This is a genomic window from Pseudomonas sp. Sample_14, from assembly GCF_004307515.1.
Taxonomy (GTDB): Bacteria; Pseudomonadota; Gammaproteobacteria; order Pseudomonadales; family Pseudomonadaceae; genus Aquipseudomonas; species Aquipseudomonas atacamensis.
In genome coordinates, this window is the sequence record NZ_RCOC01000084.1 from 78,826 (window position 1) to 92,004 (window position 13,179).

The 13,179-nt window shown below is 59.1% G+C and carries 11 protein-coding genes and 1 pseudogene; 5 read left to right on the top strand and 7 right to left on the bottom strand.

Annotated elements, in window-relative coordinates:
• Positions 1 to 32 precede the first annotated feature (32 nt).
• Positions 33 to 1,322: a citrate synthase gene (gltA, locus tag D8U61_RS19755; protein ID WP_003222994.1), complete on the top strand. Its 1,290-nt coding sequence runs from the start codon at positions 33 to 35 to the stop codon at positions 1,320 to 1,322.
• A gap of 938 nt (positions 1,323 to 2,260) precedes the next feature.
• Here the strand turns inward: gltA and D8U61_RS19760 are convergent.
• The 3 genes from D8U61_RS19760 to D8U61_RS19775 form a co-directional block, all read right to left on the bottom strand.
• Positions 2,261 to 3,919, bottom strand: coding sequence for a cation acetate symporter (locus tag D8U61_RS19760; RefSeq protein ID WP_016771015.1), 1,659 nt, complete (start codon positions 3,917 to 3,919; stop codon positions 2,261 to 2,263).
• Complete coding sequence (locus D8U61_RS19765; protein ID WP_016771016.1) at positions 3,916 to 4,227, bottom strand: DUF485 domain-containing protein; 312 nt, start codon at positions 4,225 to 4,227, stop codon at positions 3,916 to 3,918. The genes D8U61_RS19760 and D8U61_RS19765 overlap by 4 nt, the downstream gene beginning before the upstream one ends.
• A 240-nt stretch (positions 4,228 to 4,467) precedes the next feature.
• Complete coding sequence (locus D8U61_RS19775) at positions 4,468 to 5,319, bottom strand: glycine betaine ABC transporter substrate-binding protein (RefSeq protein ID WP_041479599.1); 852 nt, start codon at positions 5,317 to 5,319, stop codon at positions 4,468 to 4,470.
• Between the two features lie 297 nt (positions 5,320 to 5,616).
• Here D8U61_RS19775 and D8U61_RS19785 point away from each other — a divergent pair, with 297 nt between their 5' ends.
• Positions 5,617 to 7,212: a glycosyl hydrolase family 17 protein gene (locus D8U61_RS19785; protein ID WP_130927503.1), complete on the top strand. Its 1,596-nt coding sequence runs from the start codon at positions 5,617 to 5,619 to the stop codon at positions 7,210 to 7,212.
• Between the two features lie 120 nt (positions 7,213 to 7,332).
• On the opposite strand, the gene D8U61_RS19790 is transcribed toward D8U61_RS19785, so the two are convergent.
• Positions 7,333 to 7,701 carry a hypothetical protein gene (locus tag D8U61_RS19790; RefSeq protein WP_130927504.1) on the bottom strand — a complete coding sequence of 123 codons (369 nt, stop codon included), beginning with the start codon at positions 7,699 to 7,701 and terminating at the stop codon, positions 7,333 to 7,335.
• Between the two features lie 224 nt (positions 7,702 to 7,925).
• On the opposite strand from D8U61_RS19790, the gene D8U61_RS19795 reads away from it, so the two are divergent.
• On the top strand, positions 7,926 to 9,224 hold the full coding sequence (locus D8U61_RS19795; protein ID WP_016771020.1) for a serine protein kinase PrkA: 1,299 nt from the start codon (positions 7,926 to 7,928) through the stop codon (positions 9,222 to 9,224).
• Positions 9,217 to 10,005 carry a VacJ family lipoprotein gene (locus tag D8U61_RS19800; protein WP_024012144.1) on the top strand — a complete coding sequence of 263 codons (789 nt, stop codon included), beginning with the start codon at positions 9,217 to 9,219 and terminating at the stop codon, positions 10,003 to 10,005. The genes D8U61_RS19795 and D8U61_RS19800 overlap by 8 nt, the downstream gene beginning before the upstream one ends.
• Positions 10,006 to 10,132: 127 nt before the next feature.
• Here D8U61_RS19800 and D8U61_RS19805 read toward each other — a convergent pair whose 3' ends face one another.
• The gene (locus D8U61_RS19805) at positions 10,133 to 11,047 is read right to left on the bottom strand and encodes a DUF808 domain-containing protein (protein ID WP_130902392.1); all 915 of its coding nucleotides are present in this window, start codon (positions 11,045 to 11,047) and stop codon (positions 10,133 to 10,135) included.
• 135 nt (positions 11,048 to 11,182) lie between these two features.
• Between D8U61_RS19805 and D8U61_RS19810 the strand changes: the two genes are divergently transcribed.
• Positions 11,183 to 11,791: a TetR/AcrR family transcriptional regulator gene (locus D8U61_RS19810; RefSeq protein ID WP_051600396.1), complete on the top strand. Its 609-nt coding sequence runs from the start codon at positions 11,183 to 11,185 to the stop codon at positions 11,789 to 11,791.
• A 102-nt stretch (positions 11,792 to 11,893) separates the two neighbouring features.
• On the opposite strand, the pseudogene D8U61_RS19815 reads toward D8U61_RS19810, so the two are convergent.
• Positions 11,894 to 12,350 (bottom strand): annotated as a pseudogene (locus D8U61_RS19815) (transposase).
• Positions 12,351 to 12,562: 212 nt separating this feature from the next.
• Positions 12,563 to 13,003, bottom strand: a complete 441-nt coding sequence (locus D8U61_RS19820; RefSeq protein WP_130927505.1) for a heme-binding protein — start codon at positions 13,001 to 13,003, stop codon at positions 12,563 to 12,565.
• Positions 13,004 to 13,179: the final 176 nt, after the last annotated feature.

Genomic DNA, 13,179 nt, shown 5'->3' on the forward strand with positions numbered 1-13,179 from the left:
GTCTGATGGTTCAAGCATAAATAGGAGGCCACATGGCTGACAAAAAAGCGCAGTTGATCATCGAGGGCGCAGCCCCCGTCGAGCTGCCCATTTTAACCGGCACCGTTGGTCCCGATGTAATCGATGTTCGGGGCCTGACGGCCACGGGCCGCTTCACTTTCGACCCGGGTTTCATGTCGACCGCTTCGTGCGAATCGAAAATTACCTATATCGACGGCGACAACGGCATTTTGTTGCACCGCGGCTACCCGATCGAACAGCTGGCTGAAAAGTCGGACTACCTGGAAACCTGCTACCTGCTGCTCAACGGCGAATTGCCGACCGCAGAACAGAAGGCCCAGTTCGTCAGCACCGTGAAAAACCACACCATGGTTCACGAGCAGCTGAAAACCTTCTTCAACGGTTTCCGTCGCGACGCCCACCCGATGGCCGTCATGTGCGGTGTAGTCGGCGCCCTCTCGGCCTTCTACCACGACTCCCTGGACATCAATAACCCACAGCATCGCGAAATCTCCGCGATCCGCCTGGTTGCGAAGATGCCGACCCTGGCAGCGATGGTCTACAAGTACTCCATGGGCCAACCCATGATGTACCCGCGCAACGACCTGACGTACGCGGAAAACTTCCTGCACATGATGTTCAACACCCCGTGCGAGATCAAACCGATCAGCCCGGTACTCGCCAAGGCCATGGACCGGATCTTCATCCTCCATGCCGACCACGAGCAGAACGCTTCGACCTCCACCGTGCGTCTGGCCGGTTCTTCGGGTGCCAACCCGTTCGCCTGTATCGCCGCCGGTATCGCCGCACTGTGGGGCCCTGCCCACGGCGGTGCGAACGAAGCCGTGCTGACCATGCTCGACGAGATTGGCGATGTGTCGAACATCGACAAGTTCATCGCCAAGGCCAAGGACAAGAACGATCCGTTCAAGTTGATGGGCTTCGGTCACCGCGTCTACAAGAACCGCGACCCTCGCGCGACTGTCATGAAGCAGACCTGCGACGAAGTGCTGAAGGAACTGGGCATCAACAACGATCCGCAACTCGAACTGGCCATGCGCCTGGAAGAGATCGCCCTGACCGACCCGTACTTCATCGAACGCTCGCTGTACCCGAACGTCGACTTCTACTCGGGGATCATCCTCAAGGCGATCGGCATTCCAACCAGCATGTTCACGGTGATTTTCGCCTTGGCACGTACCGTGGGCTGGATTTCGCACTGGAAAGAAATGCTCTCGAGCCCGTACAAGATTGGCCGCCCGCGCCAGCTGTACACCGGTTACGAGTCGCGTGACATCACCAAGCTGGAAGATCGCAAATAAGGGTTTTTCTTTTTTTGTGATGGTTTAGTGGTGTGTCAGGAACGGCCTCTTATATAGAGGCCGTTTTTGTTTGTGGTCTCAGCGGCCTTCGGGCCGACTGGTTCTTGGATTCTGGGGGCATATCCGTTGCTGCGGGTGCTGCCGCTGGCGGTTTCGCTCTTACAGCGAGTCACCTTTTCCAAACGCCGGAGCGCCGGCCCAGCGAAAACGTAACCCAAAAGGCTTTTCCCCGGCGTACGGCCCGCTCGCTGGGGCTCGGGGTTCCTTCGTTACGGGACCGATCCGGGCGCAGCTGCCGAAGGGCCAAAAGATCAAAAGCGAAAGCCAAAGCCAGATCAAGAGCCCCTCACCCTAGCCCTCTCCCAGAGGGAGAGGGGACTGACCGAGGTGTTTGGGCGAAACACGCCGACTTGCGATACCGAGTCGAATGCAGGTTTTGAACACCACACAAATCGGCTCCCTCTCCCTCGGGAGAGGGCTGGGGTGAGGGGCGAATCCACCGAAAATCTCAAGCCATGCGACGCTTCTAACCACTCAACAATGAGCGCAAGCTCGAGTGCTCTTGATCTTGAGCCACCGGCGACGTCGGAAGGCTGAGTGGAGGGATTGATTCGGGGGTGGGAGCGTAGCGACCGTCTGGCGCAGCCAGACACAGCGGAAGGAGGTGCAGCGAAGCAAACCGTAGCCGCTGCGCCCGGATCGATCCCGCAGCGAAGGAACCCGAGCCTGCGAGGGCCGAACGTAGGAGCAAGCGTTTTTTTGCTTACTTTTTTTAGGCGTTTGTAAAAAAAGTAAGTCGCCGTAAGGGCGAAACCGCCAGCCGCATCACCTCAAAAAACGGATATACACCCAAAACCAACCGATAACCGCCCACAAAAAAACGCCCCAATCTCTCAATCAGGGCGTTTTCTTGCAGCTTGTAGCTTACATCTGATCTCTTAGTGCGAAACCGCCCCACTCGCCCCCAACCCGGTCTGCGAACGCACAAACTGCGGGAAGAACAGCGCCCGCTCATTGTCCGCAGCCGCCGACTTGTCGGTAATCGAGAAGAACCAGATCCCGATGAACGCAATCATCATCGAGAACAGCGCCGGATATTCGTAAGGGAAGATCGCCTTCTCGTGATGCAGAATCTGCACCCAGATGGTCGGGCCAAGGATCATCAGACCAACAGCACTTACCAGACCCAGCCAGCCGCCGATCATCGCGCCGCGAGTAGTCAGCTTCTTCCAGTACATCGAAAGCAGCAGCACCGGGAAGTTGCAGCTCGCCGCGATGGAGAACGCCAGGCCGACCATGAACGCAATGTTCTGGCTTTCGAACAGAATGCCCAGACCAATCGCCAGCACCGCCAGGGCGATGGTGGTGATCTTCGACACGCGAATCTCATCCTTCTCGTTGGCTTTGCCCTTCTTGATCACACTGGCGTACAGGTCGTGAGAAACCGCCGAAGCACCCGCCAGCGTCAGACCGGCTACCACCGCCAGAATGGTTGCGAACGCCACTGCCGAGATGAAGCCTAGGAAGATGCTGCCGCCCACCGCGTTGGCCAGGTGCACCGCCGCCATGTTGTTGCCGCCGAGCAAGGCGCCCGCTGCATCTTTGAAGGCCGGGTTGGTGCTGACCAGCAGGATCGCGCCGAAGCCGATGATGAAGGTCAGGATGTAGAAGTAGCCAATGAAGCCGGTAGCGTACAGCACGCTCTTGCGCGCTTCTTTTGCGTCACTCACGGTGAAGAAGCGCATCAGAATGTGCGGCAGGCCAGCGGTACCGAACATCAGTGCCAGACCCAGCGAGAACGCTGAGATCGGATCCTTGACCAGACCGCCAGGGCTCATGATCGCTTCGCCTTTGGCGTGAACCTTGATCGCTTCGGAGAACAGCGTGTTGAAGTCGAAGCCGACGTGCTTCATCACCATCAGCGCCATGAACGAGGCACCGGACAGCAGCAACACTGCCTTGATGATCTGCACCCAAGTGGTCGCGAGCATGCCGCCGAACAGCACGTACATGCACATCAGCACGCCGACCAGAATCACCGCAACGTGGTAATCGAGGCCGAACAGCAGCTGGATCAGCTTGCCGGCACCGACCATTTGCGCGATCAGGTAGAACGCCACCACCACCAGCGAGCCGCAGGCGGACAGGGTGCGAATCTGGGTTTGCCCTAGGCGGTAGGACGCCACGTCGGCAAAGGTGTATTTACCCAGGTTGCGCAGGCGTTCGGCGATCAGGAACAGAATGATCGGCCAGCCCACGAGGAAGCCGATCGAGTAGATCAGGCCGTCGTAGCCGGAGGTGAACACCAGCGCGGAAATACCCAGGAAGGACGCCGCCGACATGTAGTCGCCAGCGATCGCCAGGCCGTTCTGGAAACCGGTGATCTTGCCGCCCGCCGCGTAGTAGTCGGCGGCCGAGTTGTTTTTCTTCGAAGCCCAGTAGGTGATGTACAACGTCGCGCCGACGAAGGCCACGAACATCAGGATCGCCGGGATGTTCAGCGGCTGTTTGGCCACCTCCCCCGTCAACGCGTCAGCCGCCCAGACACTCGGCGCGAAAGCCGCAACACTCAATAGAGCCAGTAGACGCCGGATCATTGCTGAGCCTCCTTGAGAATCGCATTGTTCAGGTCGTCGAACTCGCCATTGGCGCGGCGCACGTAGATGCCGGTCAGGACGAAGGCTGAAATGATCAGGCCGACACCGATCGGGATGCCCCAAGTGATCGAGGATTCAGGACTGAGTTTCGCCCCGAGCACGTGCGGCCCGTATGCGATCAGCAGGATGAATGCGGAGTACAGCCCAAGCATGATTGCCGAGAGAATCCAGGCGAATCGTTCCCTTTTCTGAACCAGCTCCTTGAATCGGGGACTGTTTTGAATCGAGAGGTAAATGCTGTCGTTCATTGTTTTTATCCTCGCAGCACAAATTATTGTTGGAACGTAGCTAATGTATGCGGCTGCGAGAGAGGTTCCAGACGACCTTAGTAGTAGATGGCCATGATGTTTTGGCCATTTTCCGGACACCCAAAAACAACTGTGGGAGCGAGCCTGCTCGCGAAGGCGCCGTATCAGTCGATATCGCATCAACTGACAGATTGCATTCGCGAGCAGGCTCGCTCCCACAGGGGTGTGGCGGTGTTTAAATTATTTGGTCCAGTCAGCTACACGATCCGGGTGTTTGGCCACCCAGTCCTTGGCCGCTGCATCAGGCTTGGCGCCGTCCTGAATTGCCAGCATGACCTCGCCGATTTCGTCTTTCGACGCCCACTGGAAGTTTTTCAGGAACTTGGCCACTTCCGGCGCCTTGGCGTCCAGGCCTTTGCTGCCGATGCTGTTCACGGTTTCAGCCTGGCCATACACGCCTTTCGGGTCGTCGAGGAAGCGCAGTTTCCACTTAGCGAACATCCAGTGCGGCACCCAACCGGTGACAGCGATGGATTCATTCTTCTTCTCGGCGCGGGTCAGTTCGGCAATCATTCCGGCGCCGGAACTGGCCTTGAGGCTGTACTTGTCCAGACCGTAATCCTTGATCGCCTGATCGGTCTTGAGCATTACGCCTGAACCGGCGTCGATGCCGACGATACGGTTTTTGAAGGTATCGTCGGTTTTCAGGTCTTCGATCGATTTGGCTTTGACGTACTCCGGCACGATCAGGCCGATCTTCGCGTCCTTGAAGTTCGGGCCGTAATCGACGACCTGATCCTTGTTTTTCGTCCAGTAGTCACCGTGGGTCACGGGCAGCCAGGCCGAGAGCATCGCGTCGAGTTTGCCGGTGGCCACGCCCTGCCACATGATCCCGGTGGCGACGGCCTGCAGCTTCACGTCATAACCGAGTTTCTGTTTGATCACTTCGGCCGCCACGTGAGTGGTCGCGACGCTGTCGGACCAGCCGTCAACGTAACCGATGTTCAGGGTCTGTTTTTCAGCGTTGGCGAAAGTGGAACTCATCGCAAGCGCCAGAGCGGCACCTGCGCCTAAAAGTCGTCGCATCTTCATCGTTTACTTCCCCGAAATGCTGCGCCCGACGGATGCCGGGCATCGTCAACGTATTGTTATGGTGCACAGCGCCCCCATCACGCCGGACCTCACACACCGAACATCAGCCGATTTTTCAAAAAGGGTACTGATGGTTTGATCATCAACCTCAAGCGGCCGGCGACCTGCTCTGTCAGCGACCTCAAGGCAGCGAGAAACGACATCAGAAAGCCATTAATCAAGCGCGATTAATTGACGCCAGACAATCCGCCCGAACTTTGCATGTACAACGCCTGCGAGCCACCTGCCCTTGTATAAATGCAGGTAACATGCGTCGCTTTGCAGCCACTCGGCCTGACCATGTCCGCAACGTCCCGATTTCCTTTTCTGCCATATCTGTTCGCCTGCCTGCTCGGGCTCCTGGCCCTTGGCGGTTTCTGGTATGGCCTCGGCCAACCGGTGATCCTGCCGGACGCTGCAACGCCGACACACAAGTTGCAATGCGCCTCCTACACACCGTTCGACAAGGACCAATCGCCGTTCGACGTGCCGTTCAAATTGCGCCCCGAGCGCATGGACGCCGACCTCGCGCTGCTGGCGACGCGCTTCGAATGCATCCGCACCTACTCGATGACCGGCCTCGACGCCCTGCCCGATCTGGCGCGCAAGCACGGTCTGAAGTTGATGATCGGCGCCTGGGTCAACAGCAACCCGGTCGACACCGAGCAGGAAGTCGAGCTGCTGATCAAATCGGCCAATGCCAACCCCGACGTGGTCACAGCCGTAATCGTCGGCAACGAGGCACTGCTGCGCAAAGAGGTCACCGGCGCGCAACTGGCCCGGCTGATCAGCAAGGTCAAAAGCCAGGTCAAGCAACCGGTGACCTACGCCGACGTCTGGGAATTCTGGCTCAAGCATCCGGAAATCGCCCCGGCCGTGGACTTTCTGACCATTCACCTGCTGCCGTACTGGGAAGACGATCCGTCGAACATCGACGTGGCGCTGCAGCATGTGGCGGATGTGCGCCAGGTGTTCGGCAACAAGTTCGCGCCCAAAGACGTGATGATTGGCGAAACCGGCTGGCCGAGCGAAGGCCGTCAGCGTGAAACAGCCGTACCGAGCCGGGTCAACGAGGCAAAATTCATTCGTGGCTTTGTGGCGATGGCCGAGCAGGAAGGCTGGCGTTACAACCTCATCGAAGCATTCGACCAACCGTGGAAGCGCGGCAGTGAAGGCGCGGTCGGCGGCTATTGGGGGATGTTCGATGCCGATCGGCAGGACAAAGGCGTACTCGCTGGGCCGGTGAGCAACGTGCCGTACTGGAAAGAATGGCTGGCGGTAGGCGGATTGATTTTCCTTGGCACGCTGATGCTTGGCGGTGCCGTCCGCACTACACGTTCGGCGCTGCTGCTGCCACTGCTAGGCGCCGTCGCTGCTTGCTCGATTGGCGCCTGGGGCGATCTGGCTCGATTGACCACGCGGTTTGCCGGTGAATGGCTGTGGGTCGGCTTGCTGACCGGGTTGAATCTATTGGTCCTTGCGCATGCCGCGCTGACGCTAAGCGCGCGTAGCGGTTGGCGCGCGCGAGCCTTCGATTTCCTCGAACGGCGCGCCGGCTGGCTGGTCGTGGCGGCCGGTTTTGCCGCGGCGGTGATGATGCTGGAGATGGTCTTCGATCCGCGCTATCGCAGTTTCGCCAGCATGGCGTTCGTGCTGCCGGCGCTGGTCTACCTGTGCCGCCCGGTGAGCGTGCCGCGTCGGGAAATTGCTCTGCTGACCTTTATCATCGGCGCCGGGATTGCACCGCAGTTATATCAGGAAGGGATGCTGAATCAGCAGGCGTGGGGCTGGGCGCTGGTGAGTGGTTTGATGGTGGTGGCGTTGTGGCGATGCCTGCGGGTTCGCAAGGCCTGATTTCAGCGCCTTCGAAATCGCCATCGCTGGCAAGCCAGCTCCCACAGGATTTCTGCTGCACACAAATGCTGTGTTCACCTCAATTCCTGTGGGAGCGGGCTTGCCCGCGATGACTGACTGTCAGGCGCTGCGGGACTCGCGGACCAGGCGCAACCCGGCAATCACCACCGCAAACACCGCTAATGTAGTGTTGTACAACGCCAGCGCCGGCAGGCCGAACACCAGCGCCAGCACCGCCAGCCACCACCCTGCCCGTCCCGGCACGACAAACGCCAATACCGCAGCACCCACCGCCGCCCAGCCCAATACCTTGAAATGGATCATCAGCCCCAGATTCGCACGCGCCAGGCATTCCCAACGACTGGCCTCGTCGACGCAGATGCCAACCCACTGCCCGTCTTCCATGAAGCCATAGCGCGCGGCATAACTGGCGGCCAGCCACAGCGGCAACAAAACAAGCAGCACAATCACGGGCAAGCGGCGGGACATGGGGCACTCCAATCTGCGGAAATCGGCGGCCAGCTTAATCTGCCGACCGGCATTCGCAAGCACTAACAACTGTTAACTGTTCAGCAAGCCCTCGCAACGTGTATCGTCCAGCTACTATTACCCCGAATTCCGCCTGTTTGGTGCCGCAGCATGGCACTTTGGCGCACGGCCGGTGGTCATAGCCTGCGAACTTCAATCGGCACCTTCCTCTAAGGGATCTAGTCATGCTCCGTTCCTTGCGCTTCGCCGCGCTGTTCAGCGGCCTTATCTTGAGTGCGTCCGCGCTGGCGGTGGATATCGACGCCGCCAGCTATGGCTACCCGCTGACCAACCCGTTCGAGGCGACGATCGCCACGACACCGCCGGATCTGCGTCCGGAGTTGCCGCTGGACGACGACATCAATCAAACGGACCGCAGCCTCACCCTGCGCCCGGAGCGTGAATTCCAGCTGCCGGACAATTTCTGGGCAGTGAAGAAGCTCACTTACCGCATCGCCACGCAGGACAAACCGGCGCCGCTGATCTTCCTGATCGCCGGCACCGGTGCGCGCTTTGACAGCACGCTCAACGAATACCTGAAAAAGCTGTATTACAAGGCCGGCTACCATGTCGTGCAGTTGTCGTCGCCGACCAGCTTCGACTTCATCAGCGCCGCCTCGCGTTTCGCCACCCCGGGCGTGACCAAGGAAGATGCCGAAGACATGTATCGGGTGATGCAGGCCGTGCGGGCGCAGAACCCGAAACTGCCGGTCACCGAGTACTATCTGACCGGTTACAGCCTCGGCGCCCTTGATGCTGCATTCGTCGCACATCTGGACGAGACCCGCCGCAGTTTCAATTTCAAGAAAGTCCTGTTGCTGAACCCGCCGGTCAACCTCTATACCTCGGTGACCAACCTCGACAAGCTGGTACAGACCGAGGTGAAAGGCATCAACAACAGCACCACCTTCTATGAATTGGTACTGAGCAAGCTGACCCGCTACTTCCAGCAGAAAGGCTACATCGACCTCAACGATGCGCTGCTGTATGACTTCCAGCAGTCCAAGCAGCACCTGACCAACGAACAGATGGCCATGCTGATTGGCACGTCGTTCCGCTTCTCGGCAGCCGACATTGCCTACACCTCGGACCTGGTCAACCGTCGCGGTCTGATTACCCCGCCGAAATTCCCGATCACCGAAGGCACCAGCCTCACGCCGTTCCTCAAGCGTGCGCTGCAATGCGACTTCGACTGCTACATCACCGAGCAGGTCATTCCGATGTGGCGCGCGCGCACTGACGGCGGCAGCCTGCTGCAACTGATCGATCAGGTCAGCCTGTATGCGCTTAAGGATTACCTGCACGACAGCCCGAAAATCGCCGTCATGCACAACGCCGACGACGTCATCCTCGGCCCTGGCGACCTGGGCTTCCTGCGTAAAACCTTCGGTGATCGCCTGACCGTTTATCCACTGGGCGGCCACTGCGGCAACCTTAACTATCGCGTCAACAGCGACGCCATGCTGGAGTTCTTCCGTGGCTAAATATCTCCTGCTGATTGCAGCGTTCCTCTGTGCAGGCGTGGCCCAGGCCGACAACAGTAAAGCCGATGCCCCGGTAGTGGTCGACAGCGACGGCTTCAAGGAACCGCTGACCAAACTCAAGTTCAACCCGGGCCTGGACCAGCGCGAGTTCGAACGTTCGACGCTCAACGCGCTGAACGTCTATGACCCGCTGGAATCGTGGAACCGCCGGGTCTACCACTTCAACTATCGCTTTGACCAGTGGGTGTTCCTGCCGGTAGTCGATGGCTATCGCTACATCACGCCAAGCTTTGTGCGTACCGGGGTGAGCAACTTCTTCAACAACATTGGTGACGTGCCGAACCTGGTCAACAGCCTGTTGCAGTTCAAGGGCCAGCGCTCGATGGAAACCACCGCGCGCCTGCTGCTCAACACCACGATCGGCATCGCCGGCCTGTGGGACCCGGCAACCGCCATGGGCCTGCCACGGCAGAACGAAGACTTCGGTCAGACCCTGGGTTTCTACGGCGTACCGGGCGGCGCCTACTTCGTACTGCCGATCTTCGGTCCGTCGAACATCCGCGACACCGCAGGTCTGGCCGTGGATTACACCGCCGACACTGCGATCAACTTCCTCAACGTCGCCGAAGTCAGCTCCAACCACCCGGAAGTCTGGGCTTTGCGTGCGATCGACAAGCGCTACCAGACCAGCTTCCGCTATGGTCAGATGAACTCGCCGTTCGAGTACGAGAAAGTGCGGTACGTGTATACCGAAGCGCGCAAGTTGCAGATCGCCGAGTAAATCGGCTGCCGGAAAACACTGTGGGAGCGAGCCTGCTCGCGAACGCAGAGTACCAGTCTCTATCAATATTGACTGGGCTACCGCATTCGCGAGCAGGCTCGCTCCCACATTTGTTATGTGTTGCTGATTAACCCTTCAGCGCTTTCCAGAGCTTGCCTACGACCGAAACCACCGCCAACACCACCGCGCCAGCAATAATCCCCGCCACACCATTGAGCAGCATCGGCACGACGAACCCGGCGCTCCCTGCCGCTGCGCCAACACCTTCGATCCAGTGATGCAGCACCGGCACGCCATGGGTGAGGATGCCGCCGCCGACCAGGAACATCGCCGCCGTGCCGACCACCGACAGGGTTTTCATCATGTACGGCGCGGCGCTGAGAATGCCGCCACCGATCTTTTTCGCCATCTGCCCGGGCTTCTGTGTCAGCCACAGCCCCAGATCGTCGAGCTTGACGATGCCCGCCACCAAACCGTAGACGCCCACGGTCATGACAATGGCGATGCCGGACATGACCACCACTTGCTGCGTCAGCGAGGCATCTGCCACGGTGCCGAGGGTGATGGCGATGATTTCTGCCGACAGAATGAAGTCAGTGCGGATTGCGCCTTTGATCTTGTCCTTTTCGTAAGCCACCAGATCGGTGGCCGGATCGGCCACTGCTTCGGTCAACTGCGTGTGCCCTGCCTCGTCCTCCTCTTTGCTGTGCAGAAACTTGTGCGCGAGCTTCTCGAAGCCCTCGAAGCACAGGTACGCACCGCCGACCATCAACAGCGGCGTCACCAGCCACGGTACGAAAGCGCTGATCGCCAATGCCGACGGCACGAGGATCAGTTTGTTGACGAACGAGCCCTTGGCCACCGCCCAGACCACGGGAATTTCCCGCTCGGCGCGCACGCCCGAAACCTGCTGGGCATTGAGCGCCAGATCATCACCGAGCACCCCGGCGGTCTTCTTCGCGGCCATCTTGGTCATCAATGCAACGTCATCCAGAACGGTGGCGATGTCATCGATCAGCACCAGCAAACTGCTTCCTGCCATGAATCCTGTTTCCTTCTGTGTATGAATGTTGCCAAGCATAACGCGACCGCCGGCCACAGGCTGCATTGTTGAGCGCCGCTCAAGGCCGGTGCTACCATGCGCCACCGCCAGAACAGGCAAGGAACCACCGGGTTTATGAGCACAATCCGCGAGCGTAACAAAGAACTGATCCTGCGCGCCGCCAGCGAAGAGTTTGCCGACAAGGGCTTCGCGGCGACCAAAACCAGCGACATCGCCGCCAAGGCGGGATTGCCCAAGCCCAACGTCTACTACTACTTCAAATCCAAGGAAAACCTCTACCGCGAGGTGCTGGAAAGCATCATCGAGCCGATTCTGCAGGCCTCGACCCCGTTCAACCCGGACGGCGTGCCGAGCGAGGTGCTGAGCGGCTACATCCGCTCGAAGATCCGCATCTCCCGCGACCTGCCCTACGCCTCCAAGGTGTTCGCCAGCGAAATCATGCACGGCGCCCCGCACCTGAGCGCCGACCTGGTCGAGCAGCTCAACGCCCAGGCCAAGCACAACATCGCCTGCATCCAGAGCTGGATCGACCGCGGCCAGATCGCCCCGATCGACCCCAACCACCTGATGTTCAGCATTTGGGCCGCGACCCAGACCTACGCCGACTTCGACTGGCAGATTTCCGCAGTGACCGGGAAGGACAAGCTTGATGAGGCCGATTATGAAGCGGCGGCGCAGACGATTATCCGGTTGGTGTTGAAGGGGTGTGAGCCGGATCAGTGAGATCGGGGGAACCGCTTCGCGAGCAGGCTCGCTCCCACATTTGGAATGCATTCTCCTGTGGGAGCGAGCCTGCTCGCGAATAGCCGCACCGCATACCTCAACTCATAACCAGATCGAATCCCACAACGGATAGTCGAAGGCTTTTGACCAGCCCTGCCCGCAATGGGTTGGCAATGACATACCGCGCCATCTTCACCAGATTCTCCTCTTTACGCAGTGCACGGTCATGGAAGCCAGGTTGCCAAAGGCTGGTCTTTCGACCGGTCGAAAGCTTTACCGCTTTGGTGCTGAGGGATTTGGTTCGCTGCATCAATTCGCCGAGCGAGCCACTCTTCAATTCAATCAGCCAGTGAAAATGATCTGGCATTACGACCCAAGCCAGAGAATTGGCCAATCCCGTTCCCTCAGCTGCTCGGAATTGGCTTACAAGCCTTCTGCCAAGGAAGAAATGGCTGAATACGGGTTCTCTCCCGGCGGTATTGGCGGTCAGAAGGTAAATGCGGTTGTGTTCTGAATAGCGTCCGATGCGCAAGCGATGTGAAGTAGATAAACCCGGCATTCCGTTGCCTTCTCATAGGTTGATCATGAGAAGGCTAGCCGTGGAGATGGCAAAGGGAGCGTCAGACTTTTAGCAAGATGTGTAGCGCAGATCCTATTCGCGAGCAGGCTCGCTCCCACAGGGGCTTTCGAACACTCGAACATTTTGTGTCCAACCCAAACTCAATGCGGGAGCGAGCCTGCTCGCGAAAGCGGTTATTCAGACACTGACATTCAAACAGCCACCCCGCCATCCGCCCGCAAATCCAGCGCCTCCACCGCTCTGATTGCCACCTGCTCATCCACGTCCGACAAATCCCCACTGATCCCGATCGCGCCCAGCACTTCACCGGCCTGGTTGCGAATCAGCACGCCACCCGGTGCCGGCACTACGCTGCCCTGCCCCATGCTGTTCAACGAAGAAAAAAACGCCGGGCGTTGTTGGGCGTCCTGGGCGAGCAGGCGCGAACCCTTACCCAGGGCGATGGCGCCCCAGGCTTTGCCGATGGCGATGTCGGGGCGCAGCAGGCTGGCGCCGTCTTCGCGTTGCAGGGCGATCAGGTGGCCACCGGTATCGAGTACCGCAATGGTCAGCGGTGCGGCGTTGATGCCGCGTCCTGCGTTGATGGCTTCGCTGACCAGGTTGACTGCGACTTTTAAGGTTAAAGCGCTCATGGTGCCGTCCTCATTTTGTTATAGGGAAAGTCGTGGGACTGCGCGTTTGTGCCGCAGTCCGATGACACAAATAGAACACAATGGGTTATTTTTTTGTATACAATAATTCTCGAAAAGCGCCACATGCGACGAAAAGCCACAGCACAGCGGGCTTCCGACGAATGAAACAGGCGCTT

Bases quoted from the DNA above. Each gene is read 5' to 3' on its own strand.
- gltA (WP_003222994.1), top strand. From the start codon at position 33: ATGGCTGACAAAAAAGCGCAGTTGATCATCGAGGGCGCAGCCCCCGTC.
- D8U61_RS19760 (WP_016771015.1), bottom strand. From the start codon at position 3,919: ATGATCCGGCGTCTACTGGCTCTATTGAGTGTTGCGGCTTTCGCGCCG.
- D8U61_RS19765 (WP_016771016.1), bottom strand. From the start codon at position 4,227: ATGAACGACAGCATTTACCTCTCGATTCAAAACAGTCCCCGATTCAAG.
- D8U61_RS19775 (WP_041479599.1), bottom strand. From the start codon at position 5,319: ATGAAGATGCGACGACTTTTAGGCGCAGGTGCCGCTCTGGCGCTTGCG.
- D8U61_RS19785 (WP_130927503.1), top strand. From the start codon at position 5,617: ATGCAGGTAACATGCGTCGCTTTGCAGCCACTCGGCCTGACCATGTCC.
- D8U61_RS19790 (WP_130927504.1), bottom strand. From the start codon at position 7,701: ATGTCCCGCCGCTTGCCCGTGATTGTGCTGCTTGTTTTGTTGCCGCTG.
- D8U61_RS19795 (WP_016771020.1), top strand. From the start codon at position 7,926: ATGCTCCGTTCCTTGCGCTTCGCCGCGCTGTTCAGCGGCCTTATCTTG.
- D8U61_RS19805 (WP_130902392.1), bottom strand. From the start codon at position 11,047: ATGGCAGGAAGCAGTTTGCTGGTGCTGATCGATGACATCGCCACCGTT.
- D8U61_RS19810 (WP_051600396.1), top strand. From the start codon at position 11,183: ATGAGCACAATCCGCGAGCGTAACAAAGAACTGATCCTGCGCGCCGCC.
- D8U61_RS19820 (WP_130927505.1), bottom strand. From the start codon at position 13,003: ATGAGCGCTTTAACCTTAAAAGTCGCAGTCAACCTGGTCAGCGAAGCC.